The following is a 16,865-nucleotide window of genomic DNA, read 5'->3' as shown; positions in this document are numbered from 1 at the left end:
TTCCCCGTGCCTGCCATCCACCGGGACGTCGAGGCGCTTTGGTGTGGGCGCCCGGAGCGCGTGGCCGGGTGCGCCGCCGGGCTGGCCGCCCGGCGGGTGACGGTCAGTCCAGCCAGTGGCGGCGCCCCAGGCCGACCAGGCGCAGCCGGCGCCGGGCCGTCCGCGCCACCCGGTCCCAGTCGGCCTCTGGTGTGACCAGGAACTCGGAGGCGGTCATCACCATGTGGTCGACGTACAGTCCGGCGAGCATCAGCAGGTCGTCGTGCTCCCACCCCTCGCTCTCGGGGTGCTTGGCCAGCTCGTCGGCCACCTCCCGGACGAACAGCCCGAGTTGGCCGCCGATCGCCTCGCGCACGGCCGCCACGCCGCCGTGTCGTTCGCGCGCGATGAATCGGACGTGAGCGGGGTACCCGCGTACGAGTCCGGCGATCAACTCGACGGTGGCGGCGATCCGTTCGTCGCTGTCGCCGGTGGTCGCCAGGGTCGTACGGATCATGCCGTGCAGGCTGTCCAGGGCCTCGTCGACAAGGGCGACGCCGAGGTCCGCGGTGTCGCGGAAGTGCCGGTAGAAGGCCGCCGGGGCGACGCCGATCGCGCGGGTCACCTCGCGCAGACCGAGGCTGCTCAGGCTCTGCTCCTCCAGCAGGCGGAGGGCGGCGTCCAGGAGCGCCTGACGGGTCTTCTGTTTCTGGGCCTGCCGGATCCCGGAGGTGTGACTCATGCCATTCAGTAAACAACCGTTCTCCGGGGCGTCCAGTGATGAGTCTCGCTAGACTGGGTAGTCAGTGAACAAGTGTTCATCTTTCAACCCCTTCGAGGGAGGTCCACCGATGTTCTTCATCGTCGCCGCCCTGCTGATGCTGGGTGTCGTCCTCGGGACCGTGGCCCACGTGCCCGTCCCGGTCACTCTCGTCGCCGCCACCGTCATCGGCGTCTGGCTTCTGGTATTCGCCGTACGCGAACGACAGCACCGCTGAGGAGGCCGCCATGTCACTCACCGCACACGGATCCCGCACCACCGCCGACGGCGGCACCCGCGCGCGTGGCCGCGTACGCGACCGCGTCCGTGACGCCGACGGGATGGCCGTCGCCGCGTTCGTCCTGGGCCTGATGGGCCTGCTGGTGATGAACATCCTGCTGGGGCCCGTCGCCATCGGCCTCGCCGTCCTCGCCCTCCGGCGCGGCACCACGCGCAGGGGGCGGGCGCTGCTCGGCCTCGGTCTCGGCGTCGCCGACCTCGTGGTGCTCGCCGCGCTGGTCACCCTGGACGGCACCGTGTCCTGGAGCATCGCCTGACGCGACCGAGCGTGACGCGGCGCGGTGGGGCCGGCCGGGCTTCCCGCCGGAGAAGGCCGGTACGGCGCCGACCGCGCGCCGCCGGGCTCGTAGAATCGTCGCACCATGGCTTACCTCGACCACGCCGCGACCACTCCGATGCTGCCGGAGGCGATCGAGGCGATGACCGCCCAGCTCGCCGTGACGGGCAACGCGTCCTCGCTGCACGCCGCCGGCCGCCGGGCCCGCCGTACCGTCGAGGAGGCCCGCGAGGCCCTCGCCGAGGCGCTCGGAGCCCGTCCCAGCGAAGTCGTCCTGACCTCCGGTGGCACGGAGGCGGACAACCTCGCCGTCAAGGGCCTGTACTGGGCCCGCCGGGACGCCGATCCGCGCCGCGTCCGGGTGCTGACCTCACCGGTCGAGCACCACGCCGTGCTCGACGCCGTGCACTGGCTGGGCGAGCACGAGGGCGCCACCGTCGAGTACCTGCCCGTCGACGGACACGGGCGCGTGCACCCCGAGGCGCTCCGCGAGGCCATCGAGCGCGACCCGGCGAGCGTCGCCCTCGCCACCGTGATGTGGGCCAACAACGAGATCGGCACTCTCATGCCGGTACGCGAACTGGCCGCAGTCGCCCGCGAGTTCGACGTCCCGCTGCACTCCGACGCCGTCCAGGCGTTCGGCCAGGTCCCGGTCGGCTTCGCGGACTCCGGTCTCGCCGCCATGACCGTGTCCAGCCACAAGATCGGCGGTCCCTACGGCATCGGGGCGCTGCTCCTCGGCCGCGAGTACAGCCCCGTCCCGGTGCTGCACGGCGGCGGGCAGGAGCGCCACGTCCGCTCCGGCACCCTCGACGTCCCGGCCGTCGCCGCCTTCGCGGTCGCGGGACGGCTGGCGGCCGAGCGCCGCGAGTCGTACGCCCGCGAGATCGGCGCCCTGCGCGACGAACTGGCCGCGGCCGTCCTCGCGGCCGTCCCGGACGCGGTGCTCGGCGGCGACCCGGCACCGGCGGGCCGCCTGCCCGCCAACGCCCACTTCTCCTTCCCCGGCTGCGAGGGCGACTCGCTGCTGCTGCTCCTCGACGCCCAGGGCATCGAGTGCTCCACGGGCTCCGCCTGCACGGCGGGCGTCGCCCAGCCGAGCCACGTCCTGCTGGCCACCGGCACCGACCCGGACCTGGCGCGCGGGACCCTCCGCTTCACGCTCGGCCACACCTCGACCCGCGCCGACGTCGAGGCGGTCGCCAAGGCCATCGGCCCGGCGGTGGACCGGGCCCGCACGGCGGGCCTCAGCTAGCCGCCGTGCGCCGGGCCCCCGAGGCCGCCCGTACCAGCCTCAGGTAACGGTCCCAGTCCCAGTGCGGACCGGGGTCGGTGTGGTCGGTGCCCCGCACCTCCACATGGCCGATGATGTGCTCACGGTCCACCGGTATCCCGTACCGCGCGCATATCCCCGCCGTGAGCCGCGCCGACGACGCGTACATCGCCGCCGTGAAGTCCTGCGGACGGTCCACGAACCCCTCGTGCTCGATGCCGACGCTGCGCTCGTTCATGTCCCGGGCGCCCGCGTGGAAGGCCACGTCCAACTCGCGGATCATCTGCGCGACGTGCCCGTCCTTGCGTACGACGTAATGCGCCGCCGCACCGTGGCCCGGGTCCTTGAACACCTTCAGAGCGGTCGGGAAGCTGCCCTGGACGACATGGATCACGACCCGGTCGATGGTGAAGTCGTCCGGCCGGTCCGCCCGCCGCCAGTTGGCCCGCGACGCCGCCGTCCACTCCGCGCCCGCGTGGTCCAGCTCCCCCTCCACCCGGTCCTTCTCCACCCCGGGCACCCGGTACCAGGCCCGCCGCAGCTCGTCCCGTGCCAGCACCGCCGCGCCCACGACGGCGGCCCCGCCGCCGATCAGCACGGCGCGACGGCCCACCGCGCCCGGCTTCTTCTCTCCCATGTGAGCGTGAACGCATACGCACGCGACCATGGTTCCCGGGGCCCGTACCCTGGTAGGGCTATGACTCAGACTCCCCAGCGTCCCCTCCGCGTGCTCGCCGCCATGTCCGGCGGCGTGGACTCCGCCGTCGCCGCCGCCCGTGCCGCCGAGGCCGGCCACGACGTCACCGGCGTGCACCTCGCCCTGTCCGCGAACCCGCAGTCCTTCCGCACCGGTGCCCGGGGCTGCTGCACCATCGAGGACTCGCGCGACGCCCGCCGCGCGGCCGACGTCATCGGCATCCCGTTCTACGTGTGGGACCTGGCGGAGCGGTTCCGCGAGGACGTCGTCGACGACTTCGTCGCCGAGTACGAGGCCGGCCGCACCCCCAACCCGTGCCTGCGCTGCAACGAGAAGATCAAGTTCGCGGCGCTGCTGGACAAGGCGCTCGCCCTCGGCTTCGACGCGGTCTGCACCGGCCACTACGCCACCGTCGTCACCCGCGAGGACGGCACCCGGGAGCTCCACCGCGCCTCGGACATGGCCAAGGACCAGTCGTACGTCCTCGGCGTCCTGGACGAGAAGCAGCTCGCGCACGCCATGTTCCCGCTGGGCGACACCCTCACCACCAAGGACGAGATCCGCGCCGAGGCGGAGCGGCGGGGCCTGGCCGTGGCGAAGAAGCCCGACAGCCACGACATCTGCTTCATCGCGGACGGCGACACCCAGGGGTTCCTGGCGTCCCGCCTGGGCAAGGCCGAGGGCGACATCGTCGACGAGTCCGGCACCAAGGTCGGCAGCCACGAGGGCGCGTACGGCTTCACCATCGGCCAGCGCAAGGGCCTGCGCATCGGCCGCCCCGCCCCGGACGGCAAGCCCCGTTACGTCCTGGACATCTCGCCCGTGAACAACACCGTGACGGTGGGCCCCGCCGAGGCCCTCGACGTCACCGCCCTGACCGCCATCAAGCCCCGCTGGTGCGGCACGGCCCCCTCGGGTCCCGGCGCCTACACGGCCCAGCTCCGCGCCCACGGCGACGAGACCCCGGTCACGGCGACCCTGGAGGACGGCGAGCTGCGCGTGACGTTCGAGAAGCCCGTCCGGGGTGTCGCCCCCGGCCAGGCGATCGTCCTCTACGACGGCACCCGCGTGGTCGGCTCGGCCACCATCGCCGCCACGACCCGCCGCACGGCGGTCAGCGCCTGACGTACGGGCGTCAACCTCGCCTGACCGGGCTGCCCCGGGCGGCCCCCGACCGTGCCGGGCCTGTCGCGGCCTGCGCTAACGTCGCCGCGCGCACAGCGTGTCGCTGTGCGTGACCATCGACGTGCGGGGGATGGCGTACGTGACGTACACACAGCGCTGGCAGGAACTGCTCGACCTCGCGCCGGGACCCGGCGCGCTCAAGCACAGCGGCGGACCCTGGACCGGCGCGTCCGGCACCGCGGACGAACTGCGCGTACGGGCGGAGGGCGGTCGCCGCTCGCTCGGTACCGGCCACGAGGGCGTCGGGGCCGCGGGGGCGGGGCTGGCGTCCGTGGCCTCGTTACGGGCCGTGCTGACCTCCTGGGAGGAACGCCTCGCCGCCGTACGGGACGAGTGCGCGCTCCTGACCGGCGCCCTGTCGAAGGTCGCCAAGGAGCTGGGCGAGACCGACACGGCGGTCGGGCACTCCTTCGGCGGCGCCCGGACGGACGGGGGGCACCGGTGACCGGCACCACCCTCACATGGCGCGCCCTGCGTGACCTGAGGCCGGCCGCGCTGGAGGGCGCGGGCGACGCGTGGCACGAGGTGTCCGCCCGGTCCGGTGCGGACCGCGTCCGCGTGGACCGCCTGATGGCGGCGCGGCTGCGGGAGACCCAGGACAGCCGGTCCGCCGCGGCGGCCCTCGCCCGCCTCCGGCGGCTGAGCCGCAACTACCAGTACCTGCACACCGAGTGCGGTCTCGTCCGGACCACCCTGAACGCCCTGGCTGCCGATCTGGCGGAGCCGCAGCGGCAGTTGCGGCAGGCGCTGGAGGAGGCCGCCGAACTGCGGTTCACCGTCCACGAGGACGGCTCCGTCAGCTTCCCGCCCGCCACCGCGGCCACCCTTGCGGGTGAGACCCCCACCCCGGGCGGCCACGCCCGCGGCGACGGGCGCCTCCCCCTGGACCGGGCACCGGATCTGGCCGGGCCACCCCCGGCCGTCCGGCCGCTCAACCCGCACGCGGAGAAGGCCCAGGCCATCGCCGACCGCATCGCGCGAGCCGTCCGGGCCGCTGCGGAGATCGACCGCAGGTACGCCACGACGCTGAACCGGCTCAAGGCGGCGAAGGGCCTCGACGTCACCGCGGCCACCCTCGCGGACGCCGCCCGCGACACCGCGAGCGTCCGCACCGCGGCGGGCCGGCACCTCGGCGACGCCGTCCCCGCGGACGCCTCCCCGGCCGAGCTGAAGGCCTGGTGGGACGGCCTCCCCGAGGAGCAGCGCCGGGAGTACATCGACGTGGCCCCTGACCTGATCGGCGGCCTCGACGGCATCCCGGCCGCCGCACGCGACGAGGCGAACCGCACCTACCTGCCGCTGCTCGCCGACGAGCTGTCGAGGCGGCACGACGACGACTCGCGCACGAAGCTGGAGGCGCTGCGCATGATCCAGGACAAACTCCGGGAGCCGAGCGTCCCTCCCATGTACCTGCTGGGCATCGGCGACGAGGGCAACGGCCGCGCGATCATCTCCTACGGCAACCCCGACACCGCGCGGAACGTGTCGGCGTACGTGCCGGGCCTGGGCACGAAGCTGAACGGCGAGTTCGTCGACGACACGATGAAGCGCGCCGAGGACACCGCGCTCGGGGCCCGAAGGGTGGATCCGTCCAGCGCGTCCGTCATCTGGCTGGGCTACGACGCCCCTCAGCTCGCCGACGTCGCGGCGGCCGGCGACGCGGAACGGGGAGCCCCCGCGTACAACCGGTTCATGGCGGGACTTGAGGCGACGAACACCAACCAGGACCCTCACCTGACGGCCATCGGCCACTCCTACGGCTCGTACACCGTGGGCACGGCGGCCAAACAGTCCGGCGGCATCCCGGGCGTCGACGACGTCATCCTGCTCGGCAGCCCTGGCGTGGGGGTGGACAAGGCGGACGACCTCGGTGTCGACGGAAGCCACGTCTTCGTCGGCGCGGCCGACAACGACCTGGTCACCAGGGCCCCGACGAAGGGCGAAATGGCTTTCGCCGGTCCGGTCGGATCGCTCCTCTACGGCGACGTCTTCGACCGGGGGAACGACGACAACTACTTCGGCAAGGACCCGGCGAGTGCGGCCTTCGGCGCCCAGCGCTTCAAGGTGGATCCTGGGCCCCCGTTTATGGGCGTCAGTGCGCAGGAAGGGGTGGAGCTGGGGCTGATGAATGCACATTCCCAGTACTTCACTCCCAAGAAGGACCAAGTGTCCGCAGACAACATCGCCACGATCGTTGCAGGTCGGCCCCAGGATGTTGTTAGGGAGGAGCACCGGTGAAGCGAGTCGGCGGGGTAATCCGGATGTCATTCGCGATCGTCATGTCAGGTGTCCTCTTGGGGGCATGCACGTCTCCGAGCATGGAACGAGGAATGGGACCGACCGGAATGGACATGCAGGGTGCGGCGGAACGTGCGGACGCGATGCTGGACGCGACAATAAGCGCGGTCGTGCCGGCAATTCAGTGGGCCCATGACACGACGACGGCTGGTAGCTGCGATGTGTCGCGCCGTCGCACGGTGACAACCGTTATCTCCGCCGAGCGGAGAGGTAACTTCCTTGGCGTAATTCAGCAATTCTGGAGGGCGAGCGGTTACGAGATCACGACTGTGCATCCCAGTAAGGAGCGCCCCAGAATGTACGCCCGGTCTCCGGAGGGATTCGGGATCAGCCTGGTATTCGGCTACAAGGGCCAAGCCTTCTTCGAAGTCGCAACCCCCTGCGTACACAAGTCCGACGTCGCCCCGCCCACATCGGAACCCAACGGCCCCGCCTACCCGCCGGGGCAGATCCCCACCCCCAACGTCCGTTCCGCGTTCTGGTCCGCCGAGGCGCCCCTCCCGTCCTCCAGGCCGGCGGCGCGGTGAGTTCGCGGGTCGCCGTCACACCACCTGCGTCCCGTAGAAGCAGAGGTGGTTCCTGATCTCGGCGACCTCCGGCTTGGGGTCGGGGTAGGCCCATACCGCGTCCTTCGTCCCGGGCAGGGACCAGTAGGACGCGGTTCCCTTGAACGGGCAGTACGTGTGGGTGTCGGACGCCGACAGCAGCTCCGTGCGGACGTCCTCGGCGGGCAGGTAGTAGCGCACGGGGCAGCCCGTCTCGCGCAGCACGAGCGGCCGCCGGCTCTCGGCGATCAGGTGCCCGTCGTGCACGACGCGTACGTGGTCGGTGCCCTGCTCGATGGTGATGCGGTGTCCCGTCATGGCCGGTACAACGGGCGGGCCGCGTGGGCGATTCCCCGTACGGTTGAGCCATGAACATCTGTGTCTTCCTCTCCGCCGCCGACCTCGACGAGCGGTACACCGTCCCCGCCCGCGAGTTCGCCGAGCTGCTCGGCAAGGGGGGCCACTGCCTGGTGTGGGGCGGCAGCGACACCGGTCTGATGAAGGTCGTGGCGGACGGCGTGGAGAAGGCGGGCGGGCGGCTCGTCGGCGTGTCCGTGGACTTCCTGGCCGCCAAGGCGCGGGCCGGTGCCGACGAGATGGTGTTCGCCCGGGACCTCGCCGAGCGGAAGGCACTGATGCTGGCCAGGTCCGACGCCGTGGTGATCATGGTGGGCGGTACCGGCACCCTCGACGAGGCCACCGAGATCCTGGAGCTGAAGAAGCACGGCAAGCACACCAAGCCCGTGGTGCTGCTCAACGCGGCCGGCTTCTACGACGGGCTCAAGGAGCAGTTCCGGCGCATGGAGGCCGAGGGGTTCCTGCCCCTGCCGCTCACCGACCTGGTGTTCTTCGCGGAGGACGGGGTGTCGGCCCTCGCCTACCTGGAGGAGAGCGCCGGGATCCGGTAGCCGCCGTCCGGATGCGAGCATGGCCCGTATGGCTACACACATGATCACCGGGGCGGGTTCCGGCATCGGCGCGGCCGTCGCCCGCCGCCTGCACGAGCGGGGCGACGAACTCGTCCTGCTGGCCCGTGACGCCGGGCGCGCGAAGGAACTGGCCGGCACCTACCCGGGTGCCCGCACCCTCGTCGGCGACCTCGCCAATCCCGACCGGCTCTCCTGGGCCTTCTCCCACCAGACCCTGCCCGACCGGCTCGACTCGCTGCTGCACGTCGCGGGCGTCGTCGACCTCGGGCGGGTCGGCGACCTCACCACCAAGGCGTGGCGGAGCCAGCTGGAGGTCAACCTCATCGCCCCCGCCGAACTGACCCGCCTCGTCCTGCCGCAGCTGCGGGTCTCCCAGGGGCACGTGGTGTTCGTCAACTCCGGCGCCGGGCTGAACGCGCACGCCGAATGGTCGGCGTACGCCGCCTCCAAGCACGGCCTCAAGGCGCTGGCCGACTCGCTGCGCCACGAGGAGCACGCGGCCGGAGTGCGCGTGACGTCCGTGTACCCGGGCCGCACGGCCAGCCCCATGCAGGCCAAGGTGCACCAGCAGGAGGGCAAGGAGTACGACGCCTCCCGCTGGATCGACCCGGAGTCGGTCGCCACGGCGATCCTGACGGCCATCGACCTGCCGCGCGACGCGGAGATCAACGACCTGACGGTGCGGCCCGGACGATGAGCGACGACGACTTCAGCTGGGGCCCGGCCACCGGGATCGGATCCATGCCGGGCGGCGACGCGCGGGAGGCCGCCAGGACCGTCACCGGCAGCTTCGAGGACTTCCCGTACCTCGCCGAGCTGCCCGCGCGCGGCCCGGGCGCCGACATGATCGGGCGGACCATCGGGCTGCTCGTGGAGATGTACGCGCACGTGGAGCCGAGCGGCTGGCGGATCAGCGACCGGCCGGGCCGCGACACCCGTCGGGCCCGGTCGTGGATGAGGGAGGACCTCGACGCCCTGGAGGAGTACACCCAGGGGTACGAGGGGCTGCTGAAGGTCCAGGCCGTGGGGCCCTGGACGCTGGCCGCCGCGCTGGAGCTGCGCGGTGGCGAGGCGGCCCTCGGCGACCCGGGCGCCACCCGGGACCTGGCGGCCTCGCTGGCGGAGGGGCTGCGCGCCCACCTCGCGGAGGTGCGGCGCCGGGTGCCGGGCGCGCGGGTGGCGCTCCAGCTCGACGAGCCGTCCCTCACCGCCGTACTGCGCGGGCAGGTGCGGACCGCGAGCGGCTACCGCACGTACCGGGCGGTGGACCGGCAGCTCGTGGAGGGCACGCTGCGGGACGTCGTCGCGGTGAACGAGGGCCACGGGCCGGTGATCGTGCACTCGTGCGCCCCGGACGTGCCGTTCGCGCTGCTGCGGCGCGCCGGTGCGGAGGGCATCTCGTTCGATTTCGGCTTGCTCACCGAGCGTGACGAGGAGCAGATCGGGGAAGCGGTCGAGGGAGGCACGAGGCTGTTGGTGGGCGTCGTCGAGTCGACCGACGTTCCATTGTCAGACCCTGCCGGTAGCGTCATGGGTGTCAGGACGCTGTGGCGCAGGCTGGGGCTGAATCCGGGGACTCTCGCCGAGTCGCTGGTGATCACCCCGTCGTGCGGGCTGGCGGGTGCGTCACCCGCGTACGCCCGCGCCGCGCTCGCCCACTGCGCCAAGGCGGCGAGATCGCTCGCGGACAACCCTGAGTGACGTCAGTAACGGGAGGAATGACGGTGGCTGTCGAACAGCAGGACGTCGTGCCGGCGGAGGCACGGGACAAGCACGCGCAGCTGGCCGAGCAGGTCGAGGAGCACCGCTTCCGGTACTACGTGAAGGACCAGCCGGTCGTCAGCGACGCCGAGTTCGACAGGCTGCTGCGCTCGCTGGAGGCCCTGGAGGAGGAGTACCCGGAGCTCCGTACGCCGGACTCGCCGACCCAGAAGGTCGCGGGGTCCTATGCGACGGAGTTCACGGCCGTCCAGCACCGCGAGCGGATGCTGTCGCTGGACAACGCCTTCGACGACGAGGAGCTGGCCGGCTGGGCGGACCGGGTCGCCAAGGACGTCGGCACCTCGGAGTACCACTTCCTGTGCGAGCTGAAGGTCGACGGCCTCGCCGTCAACCTGACGTACGAGAAGGGGCGCCTGACCCGTGCGGCCACCCGGGGCGACGGCCGCACGGGTGAGGACATCACGCCGAACGTCCGCACGATCTCGGACGTGCCCGACCGGCTGAAGGGCGACCGGATCCCGGACCTCGTCGAGATCCGCGGGGAGGTCTACTTCCCGATGGAGAAGTTCGAGGAGCTGAACGCCCGCCTGGTGGAAGCCGGTGACAAGCCCTTCGCCAACCCGCGCAACGCGGCGGCCGGATCGCTGCGCCAGAAGGACCCGAAGGTGACCGCCACCCGGCCGCTGCACATGGTGGTGCACGGCATCGGCGCGCGCGACGGCCTGGAGATCGGCCGGCTGTCGGAGGCGTACGAGCTGCTGCGCGAGTGGGGCCTGCCGACGGCCGGGCACAACAAGGTGGTCGACGACATCGCCGGCGTACGGGAGTTCATCGCGTACTTCGGCGAGAACCGCCATTCGGTGGAGCACGAGATCGACGGCGTGGTCGTCAAGCTCGACGAGATCCCGCTCCAGGGACGGCTCGGCTCCACCTCGCGGGCGCCGCGCTGGGCGATCGCGTGGAAGTACGCGCCGGAGGAGGTCAACACCAAGCTGGTCAACATCCGGGTGGGTGTGGGCCGCACCGGCCGGGTGACGCCCTACGCGCAGGTGGAGCCGGTCACGGTGGCGGGCTCGGAGGTCGAGTTCGCGACGCTGCACAACCAGGACGTGGTGAAGGCCAAGGGCGTCCTCATCGGGGACACGGTGGTGCTGCGCAAGGCCGGTGACGTGATCCCGGAGATCCTCGGGCCGGTCGCCGACCTGCGGGACGGCACGGAGCGGGAGTTCGTCATGCCCGCCGAGTGCCCCGAGTGCGGGACGCCACTGCGGCCGATGAAGGAGGGCGACGTCGACCTCCGCTGCCCGAACGGCCGTACCTGCCCCGCACAGCTGCGTGAGCGGCTCTTCTACCTCGCCGGGCGCAAGTGCCTGGACATCGAGAACTTCGGCTATGTGGCGGCGGCCGCGCTGACCAAGCCCCTGGAGCCCGCCGAGGCGCCGCTGGTGGACGAGGGCGACCTGTTCGACCTGACCATCGAGCAGTTGCTGCCCATCAAGGCGTACGTCCTCGACCAGGACAGCGGTCTGCCCAAGCGTGACCCTAAGACGGGCGAGGAGAAGATCGTCACGATCTTCGCCAACCAGCAGGGCGAGCCGCGCAAGAACGCGCTGGCGATGCTGGAGAACATCGCGGCGGCCAAGGAGAGGCCGCTGGCCCGGATCATCACCGGGCTGTCGATCCGTCACGTCGGGCCGGTGGCGGCGGAGGCGCTGGCGCGCGAGTTCCGTTCGATCGACCGGATCGAGCAGGCGGGCGAGGAGGAGCTGGCGGCCGTCGAGGGGGTGGGCCCCACCATCGCGGCCTCCCTCAAGCAGTGGTTCGAGGTGGACTGGCACCGGGAGATCCTGCGCAAGTGGCGGGCGGCCGGGGTACGGATGGAGGAGGAGAGCTCGGGAGAGGAGGAGGGGCCGCGTCCGCTGGAGGGGCTGACGGTCGTGGTGACCGGCACCCTCCAGGACCACACCAGGGATGGCGCAAAAGAGGCCCTCCAGAGCCGCGGAGCGAAAGTGACCGGTTCCGTTTCGAAGAAGACCGCTTTCGTAGTTGTCGGTGACAACCCCGGTTCCAAATACGACAAGGCGATGCAGTTGAAGGTTCCGGTCCTGAACGAGGACGGCTTCCGTGTGCTGCTCGAACAGGGTGCGGACGCGGCGCGCGAGGTGGCCGTTCCGCTCGAACAGTAGGCCGGGGAACGCCCGAAAAAGGTCACCCGTTCAGCGCATACCAGATGGATAAGGGTGGCCGGGTCGCATTCGGGCAAGACCAGTAGAGCGCTGCCCGTCGAAGCCCTCAGCGGCCTACTGTTGAGACGGCGCCCGTCGTGCCCGGCCGGGGGGTTGGATCCGGCCGTGCCGACGTGGCTACGGGCCAACGCGTGGCAACGGCACCGCCGGCTGTGAGAGGGACGGAATGAAACCGACCGAGAGTGCCGCCCCGGTCTCACGGCCGCGGGCGTACGCGGCCCGCGCGGGCATCGCCTCCAGGCTCCCGAACGTCGTCGTGGCCGTCGCCGCCCTCGTCCTCGCGGCCGGTCTGTACGGTGCCGTGAGCGGCGGCCACGCCCTCTTCCCCGGCTCCACGGCCGGCTGGTCGCTCGCCGTGCTCACCGGCATCATCGTCGGCCACCTCGTCGCGCTCGGCCGCGACCGCTGGTGGGGCGGCACGGGCTCGGGCGCCGCGCTGACCCTGGCCGTCCTGCTGCTGTACGGCTGGGTGCCGGCCGGACTGGTCAGCCTCGCCGTCGTCGTCCTGGTCGGCGCGGCGCGGCGGCACCGCTGGCGGCAGGGCCTGCTGCACGGCGCGGCGGACATCCTCGGCATCGGGGCGGCGGCCCTCGTCCTCGCCGCGTTCGGGGACGTACCGACGGTCGAACAGCCGTGGCGGCCCCTCGAATGGGGGATCGGGGACGTGCCGGAGGTCGCGCTGGCGGCCGCCGCGTATCTGGTGGTGACCCGCCTGCTGCTGTGGTACACGCTCGCCCCGCAGAGCGCCGGGCTGCCCACCGCCGCCCGGACGGCGCTGCTGCGGCAGGGGCTCGTGGCGGTCGCGCTGCTCGGCATCGCGCCGCTGATCTGCGTCGTCGCCGTCTCGCTGCCGGTCATGCTGCCGCTGTTCGCCGTGCCGCTGATCGCCCTGGACTCCACTCTCTGGATCGCCCGCGCGCGGGCGGAGGAACAACTGCGCGACCCGCTGACCGGACTGCCCAACCGCCAGTGGCTGCTGGAACGCACCTGGTCCGCGCTGGAGGAGGCCGAGGGCGAAGGGGTCAGGGCGGCCCTGGTGCTGATCGACCTCGATCGCTTCCGGTCGGTGAACGACACACTCGGACACCTGGCGGGGGACCGGCTGCTGCTCCAGATCGCCGACCGGCTGCGGCTGGCGCTGCCGCGCGGCGCGGAGGCCGCCCGGCTCGGCGGCGACGAGTTCGCCGTACTCCTGCCGGTCGCCGACTCCACCACCAGCGCCCAGCGGGTGGCCCGGCAGCTCGCCGCCGAACTGTCCTCGCCGCTCGACCTGGACGGGCTGACGCTGGTGCTGGAGGCCAGCGCCGGCGTCGCCGTCTTCCCCGACCACGCGCGGGACGCGGAAGGGCTGCTCCAGCGCGCGGACGTCGCCATGTACCAGGCGAAGCGCGACCGCACCGGCGTCGAGGTGTACGAGTCGAAGCGCGACTCCAACACCCCCGACCGGCTCGGCCTCCTCGGCGACCTGCGCCGCGCCCTGGACGCCGGCGACGTGGAGCTGCACTACCAGCCGAAGGTCCGGTTCGACGGACACGTCGCCGGGCTGGAGGCGCTGGTGCGCTGGATGCATCCGGAGCGCGGCAAGGTCCCGCCCGACGAGTTCATCGCCATCGCCGAGTCCTCCGGACTGATGCCGCACCTCACGGAGTACGTCCTGGAGACGGCGCTCGGCCAGGTCGCCAAGTGGCGCGCCCAGGGGCTGTACGTCCCGGTCGCCGTGAACGTCTCCCCCCGTGACGTCCACACCCCCGGCTTCGCGGGCGCGGTCGCCGCGCGCCTGGCCCGCCACGGGGTGCCTCCGGGCGCCCTCCAGCTGGAGATAACGGAACACGTCCTGCTGGAGGACCCGGAGCGCGCCGCCGACACCCTGGCCGGGCTCACCGCGCACGGGGTGAAGATGTCCCTCGACGACTTCGGCACCGGCTACTCGTCGCTGGTCCACCTCAGGCGCCTGCCGGTGAGCGAGCTGAAGATCGACCGCTCGTTCGTGGCGCGGCTGGCCGTCGACAACGAGGACGCCGAGATCGTCCGCTGCACCGTCGACCTGGCCCACTCGCTGGGCCTGCTCGTGGTCGCCGAGGGCGTGGAGGACGACGAGACCTGGGAGCGCCTGAGGGACCTCGGCTGTGACGCGGTCCAGGGCTGGCTGGTCGCCGCGGCGATGCCGCCGGCCGAGACGACGGCCTGGCTCCGCGCCCGCGGCGAAGCGGGCTGGCACCGCCCGTCCCGTGAACTCCCGCCGCCGCCCCCGGCCCCCCCGGCCCCGCAGGACGCCGACCAGGTGGTGCAGTAGCCCCGCCGGACGGGGCCCCCACCCGCGCGGGGGCGGCGCCCCGCCCGGCGGCCGGCCGCCGGGTGCCCGTGCCGCGTCCGGTCACCGCGGGGACGTCCAGGCACGTCGCCCGCACGGCCCTCCGCACGTCGCCCGCCCGGCCCGGTACGGCCCTCCGCACGCCCCGGGCAGCCCTCCGCACGGCCCCCGCGGGGCGGCCGCGCACGGCTCCGCGGTGCGCCCGGGGCAAACCGTTTAACGGGCAGGGGGCCCCGCCCCATAGGATTGGGCCAAAACCATCACACTCACCCTGAGGATCGCTGCATGCCTGGCATCACGCGCGAGGAGGTCGCCCACCTCGCCCGGCTGGCACGTCTTGAGCTGAAGGACGAAGAGCTCGACCACTTCGCCGGACAGCTCGACGACATCATCGGCGCGGTCGCCCGCGTCTCCGAGGTCGCCGACCAAGACGTACCCCCGACCTCCCACCCGCTGCCGCTGACCAACGTCATGCGCGCGGACGAGGTCCGTCCCTCGCTCACCCCCGAGCAGGCGCTCTCCGGCGCGCCCGCCCAGGAGCAGCAGCGTTTCAAGGTGCCGCAGATCCTGGGGGAGGACTGACATGACGGCCAAGAACACAATCGAGAGCTGCATCAAGCTCACCGCCGCCGAGATCGCCGAGAAGATCGCGTCCGGCGAGCTCACGGCCGTCGAGGTCACCGAGGCCCACCTGGCCCGGATCGAGGCCGTCGACGAGAAGGTGCACGCCTTCCTGCACGTCGACCGGGAGGGCGCACTCGCCCAGGCCCGCGCCGTGGACGAGAAGCGGGCCAAGGGCGAGAAGCTCGGCCCGCTCGCGGGCGTACCGCTCGCGCTCAAGGACATCTTCACCACCCGGGACATGCCGACGACCGTCGGTTCGAAGATCCTGGAGGGCTGGATCCCGCCCTACGACGCGACGCTCGTGCGGAAGCTGCGCGACGCCGACGTCGTCATCCTCGGCAAGACCAACATGGACGAGTTCGCCATGGGGTCGTCGACCGAGAACAGCGCCTACGGCCCGACCGGCAACCCGTGGGACCTGACCCGGATCCCGGGCGGGTCGGGAGGCGGCTCCAGCGCGGCGCTCGCCTCCTACGAGGCGCCGCTCGCCATCGGCACCGACACCGGCGGCTCCATCCGCCAGCCCGCCTCCGTCACCGGCACGGTGGGCGTCAAGCCGACGTACGGCGGTGTCTCCCGCTACGGCATGGTGGCGTTCTCCAGCAGCCTCGACCAGGGCGGGCCCTGTGCGCGGACCGTGCTGGACGCGGCGCTGCTGCACGAGGCCATCGCGGGCCACGACCCGATGGACTCGACGTCCATCGACGCGCCGGTACCGCCGGTCGTCGAGGCCGCGCGCAACGGCTCGGTGCGGGGCATGCGCGTGGGTGTCGTCAAGCAGTTCCGCGGCGAGGGCTACCAGGCAGGAGTCGTCCAGCGGTTCGACGAGTCCGTCGGGCTGCTGAAGGAGCTGGGCGCCGAGATCGTCGAGCTGGACTGCCCGTCCTTCGACCTGGCGCTGTCGGCGTACTACCTGATCGCCCCGTCGGAGTGCTCCTCCAACCTCGCCCGGTTCGACGGCCTGCGTTACGGCCTGCGGGTCGGCGACGACGGCACGAAGTCCGCCGAGGACGTCACCGCGCTCACCCGTGAGGCCGGCTTCGGCGACGAGGTCAAGCGGCGGATCATGCTCGGCACGTACGCGCTCAGCTCCGGCTACTACGACGCGTACTACGGCAGCGCGCAGAAGGTGCGGACGCTGATCACGCGTGACTTCGAGAAGGCCTTCGAGCAGGTCGACGTGATCGTCTCGCCGACGACGCCGACCACCGCCTTCCCGATCGGCGAGCGTGCCGACGACCCGATGGCGATGTACCTCGCCGACCTCTGCACCATCCCGACCAACCTGGCCGGCAACGCCGCCATGTCGCTGCCCTGCGGCCTGGCCCCCGAGGACGGCCTGCCGGTCGGTCTGCAGATCATCGCCCCCGCCATGAAGGACGACCGGCTGTACAAGGTCGGCGCGGCCGTCGAGGCCGCCTTCGTGGCACGCTGGGGCCACCCGCTGCTGGAGGAGGCTCCCTCGCTGTGAGCACACTGACCAAGGCCAAGGGCTTCAAGAAGTCCCGCGCCGGAACGTATCTGTCCATCGGCACCACCGCCTTCGGCGTGCTCAGCGTGTTCAAGCAGGCGCGCAAGGCGCGTGGCGAGAGCGACACGCTGTTGCTGATCGACGCCGTCGTGTCCGCCGCCGCCATCGCGACCGGCCTCGCCATCCTGGTGCGCGAGCTGAAGCGCGTCGGTGACGACGACGTCCTGTTCGGCTGAGAGGGAAAGTTT

Annotated in this window: 17 protein-coding genes; 14 read left to right on the top strand and 3 right to left on the bottom strand. The window is 72.1% G+C overall.

The features are described from left to right. Positions 1 to 103: 103 nt before the first annotated feature. Positions 104 to 721 (bottom strand): TetR family transcriptional regulator, encoded by a 618-nt coding sequence (locus AC07DW_RS18370; protein ID WP_478858685.1) that lies wholly within the window; start codon positions 719 to 721, stop codon positions 104 to 106. A 109-nt stretch (positions 722 to 830) separates the two neighbouring features. Here AC07DW_RS18370 and AC07DW_RS18365 point away from each other — a divergent pair, with 109 nt between their 5' ends. From AC07DW_RS18365 to AC07DW_RS18355, 3 genes are all read left to right on the top strand, one after another. Further along, positions 831 to 977 (top strand): hypothetical protein, encoded by a 147-nt coding sequence (locus AC07DW_RS18365; RefSeq protein ID WP_336318598.1) that lies wholly within the window; start codon positions 831 to 833, stop codon positions 975 to 977. A gap of 10 nt (positions 978 to 987) precedes the next feature. Further along, a complete protein-coding gene (locus AC07DW_RS18360) occupies positions 988 to 1,296 on the top strand; it encodes a DUF4190 domain-containing protein (RefSeq protein WP_478858684.1) in 309 nt (102 codons plus the stop codon). Positions 1,297 to 1,401: 105 nt separating this feature from the next. After that, a complete protein-coding gene (locus AC07DW_RS18355; RefSeq protein ID WP_478858683.1) occupies positions 1,402 to 2,571 on the top strand; it encodes a cysteine desulfurase family protein in 1,170 nt (389 codons plus the stop codon). Here the strand turns inward: AC07DW_RS18355 and AC07DW_RS18350 are convergent. Continuing rightward, positions 2,564 to 3,226, bottom strand: coding sequence for an N-acetylmuramoyl-L-alanine amidase (locus AC07DW_RS18350; protein ID WP_478858682.1), 663 nt, complete (start codon positions 3,224 to 3,226; stop codon positions 2,564 to 2,566). The two genes, AC07DW_RS18355 and AC07DW_RS18350, sit on opposite strands and share 8 nt — an antisense overlap. 60 nt (positions 3,227 to 3,286) lie before the next feature. Here AC07DW_RS18350 and mnmA point away from each other — a divergent pair, with 60 nt between their 5' ends. From mnmA to AC07DW_RS18335, 3 genes are all read left to right on the top strand, one after another. Next, the gene (gene mnmA, locus AC07DW_RS18345) at positions 3,287 to 4,411 is read left to right on the top strand and encodes a tRNA 2-thiouridine(34) synthase MnmA (protein WP_478858681.1); all 1,125 of its coding nucleotides are present in this window, start codon (positions 3,287 to 3,289) and stop codon (positions 4,409 to 4,411) included. A gap of 109 nt (positions 4,412 to 4,520) precedes the next feature. Further along, positions 4,521 to 4,916: a hypothetical protein gene (locus tag AC07DW_RS18340; protein ID WP_478858680.1), complete on the top strand. Its 396-nt coding sequence runs from the start codon at positions 4,521 to 4,523 to the stop codon at positions 4,914 to 4,916. After that, positions 4,913 to 6,709 (top strand): alpha/beta hydrolase, encoded by a 1,797-nt coding sequence (locus AC07DW_RS18335; RefSeq protein ID WP_478858679.1) that lies wholly within the window; start codon positions 4,913 to 4,915, stop codon positions 6,707 to 6,709. The genes AC07DW_RS18340 and AC07DW_RS18335 overlap by 4 nt, the downstream gene beginning before the upstream one ends. Positions 6,710 to 7,311: 602 nt before the next feature. On the opposite strand, the gene AC07DW_RS18330 is transcribed toward AC07DW_RS18335, so the two are convergent. Further along, positions 7,312 to 7,632 carry a DUF427 domain-containing protein gene (locus AC07DW_RS18330; RefSeq protein ID WP_478858678.1) on the bottom strand — a complete coding sequence of 107 codons (321 nt, stop codon included), beginning with the start codon at positions 7,630 to 7,632 and terminating at the stop codon, positions 7,312 to 7,314. 50 nt (positions 7,633 to 7,682) lie between these two features. Here AC07DW_RS18330 and AC07DW_RS18325 point away from each other — a divergent pair, with 50 nt between their 5' ends. From AC07DW_RS18325 to AC07DW_RS18290, 8 genes are all read left to right on the top strand, one after another. Next, complete coding sequence (locus tag AC07DW_RS18325; protein ID WP_478858677.1) at positions 7,683 to 8,222, top strand: LOG family protein; 540 nt, start codon at positions 7,683 to 7,685, stop codon at positions 8,220 to 8,222. Positions 8,223 to 8,241: 19 nt separating this feature from the next. Then, positions 8,242 to 8,940 (top strand): SDR family oxidoreductase, encoded by a 699-nt coding sequence (locus tag AC07DW_RS18320; RefSeq protein ID WP_478858676.1) that lies wholly within the window; start codon positions 8,242 to 8,244, stop codon positions 8,938 to 8,940. Next, on the top strand, positions 8,937 to 9,944 hold the full coding sequence (locus AC07DW_RS18315; protein ID WP_478858675.1) for a methionine synthase: 1,008 nt from the start codon (positions 8,937 to 8,939) through the stop codon (positions 9,942 to 9,944). The genes AC07DW_RS18320 and AC07DW_RS18315 overlap by 4 nt, the downstream gene beginning before the upstream one ends. Positions 9,945 to 9,961: 17 nt before the next feature. Beyond that, positions 9,962 to 12,151 (top strand): NAD-dependent DNA ligase LigA, encoded by a 2,190-nt coding sequence (ligA, locus tag AC07DW_RS18310; RefSeq protein WP_478858674.1) that lies wholly within the window; start codon positions 9,962 to 9,964, stop codon positions 12,149 to 12,151. Between the two features lie 226 nt (positions 12,152 to 12,377). Beyond that, the gene (locus AC07DW_RS18305) at positions 12,378 to 14,504 is read left to right on the top strand and encodes a putative bifunctional diguanylate cyclase/phosphodiesterase (RefSeq protein ID WP_478858673.1); all 2,127 of its coding nucleotides are present in this window, start codon (positions 12,378 to 12,380) and stop codon (positions 14,502 to 14,504) included. 303 nt (positions 14,505 to 14,807) lie between these two features. Then, positions 14,808 to 15,104 carry an Asp-tRNA(Asn)/Glu-tRNA(Gln) amidotransferase subunit GatC gene (gene gatC, locus AC07DW_RS18300; RefSeq protein WP_016642027.1) on the top strand — a complete coding sequence of 99 codons (297 nt, stop codon included), beginning with the start codon at positions 14,808 to 14,810 and terminating at the stop codon, positions 15,102 to 15,104. Between the two features lies 1 nt (position 15,105). Next, entirely contained in the window at positions 15,106 to 16,617 is a 1,512-nt protein-coding gene (gatA, locus tag AC07DW_RS18295) for an Asp-tRNA(Asn)/Glu-tRNA(Gln) amidotransferase subunit GatA (protein WP_478858672.1), read from the top strand. Further along, complete coding sequence (locus tag AC07DW_RS18290) at positions 16,614 to 16,853, top strand: hypothetical protein (protein ID WP_478858671.1); 240 nt, start codon at positions 16,614 to 16,616, stop codon at positions 16,851 to 16,853. The genes gatA and AC07DW_RS18290 overlap by 4 nt, the downstream gene beginning before the upstream one ends. The last annotated feature ends 12 nt before the right edge of the window (positions 16,854 to 16,865 follow it).

This window comes from Streptomyces sp. NPDC045701, from assembly GCF_056432045.1.
Note: the sequence above shows the minus strand (reverse complement) of the source record. Positions and strands in the feature narration are given on the sequence as shown.

Bases quoted from the DNA above. Each gene is read 5' to 3' on its own strand.
- mnmA (WP_478858681.1), top strand. From the start codon at position 3,287: ATGACTCAGACTCCCCAGCGTCCCCTCCGCGTGCTCGCCGCCATGTCC.
- AC07DW_RS18315 (WP_478858675.1), top strand. From the start codon at position 8,937: ATGAGCGACGACGACTTCAGCTGGGGCCCGGCCACCGGGATCGGATCC.
- AC07DW_RS18355 (WP_478858683.1), top strand. From the start codon at position 1,402: ATGGCTTACCTCGACCACGCCGCGACCACTCCGATGCTGCCGGAGGCG.
- AC07DW_RS18305 (WP_478858673.1), top strand. From the start codon at position 12,378: ATGAAACCGACCGAGAGTGCCGCCCCGGTCTCACGGCCGCGGGCGTAC.
- AC07DW_RS18360 (WP_478858684.1), top strand. From the start codon at position 988: ATGTCACTCACCGCACACGGATCCCGCACCACCGCCGACGGCGGCACC.
- AC07DW_RS18325 (WP_478858677.1), top strand. From the start codon at position 7,683: ATGAACATCTGTGTCTTCCTCTCCGCCGCCGACCTCGACGAGCGGTAC.
- ligA (WP_478858674.1), top strand. From the start codon at position 9,962: ATGACGGTGGCTGTCGAACAGCAGGACGTCGTGCCGGCGGAGGCACGG.
- gatA (WP_478858672.1), top strand. From the start codon at position 15,106: ATGACGGCCAAGAACACAATCGAGAGCTGCATCAAGCTCACCGCCGCC.
- AC07DW_RS18370 (WP_478858685.1), bottom strand. From the start codon at position 721: ATGAGTCACACCTCCGGGATCCGGCAGGCCCAGAAACAGAAGACCCGT.
- AC07DW_RS18350 (WP_478858682.1), bottom strand. From the start codon at position 3,226: ATGGGAGAGAAGAAGCCGGGCGCGGTGGGCCGTCGCGCCGTGCTGATC.
- gatC (WP_016642027.1), top strand. From the start codon at position 14,808: ATGCCTGGCATCACGCGCGAGGAGGTCGCCCACCTCGCCCGGCTGGCA.
- AC07DW_RS18330 (WP_478858678.1), bottom strand. From the start codon at position 7,632: ATGACGGGACACCGCATCACCATCGAGCAGGGCACCGACCACGTACGC.
- AC07DW_RS18365 (WP_336318598.1), top strand. From the start codon at position 831: ATGTTCTTCATCGTCGCCGCCCTGCTGATGCTGGGTGTCGTCCTCGGG.
- AC07DW_RS18320 (WP_478858676.1), top strand. From the start codon at position 8,242: ATGGCCCGTATGGCTACACACATGATCACCGGGGCGGGTTCCGGCATC.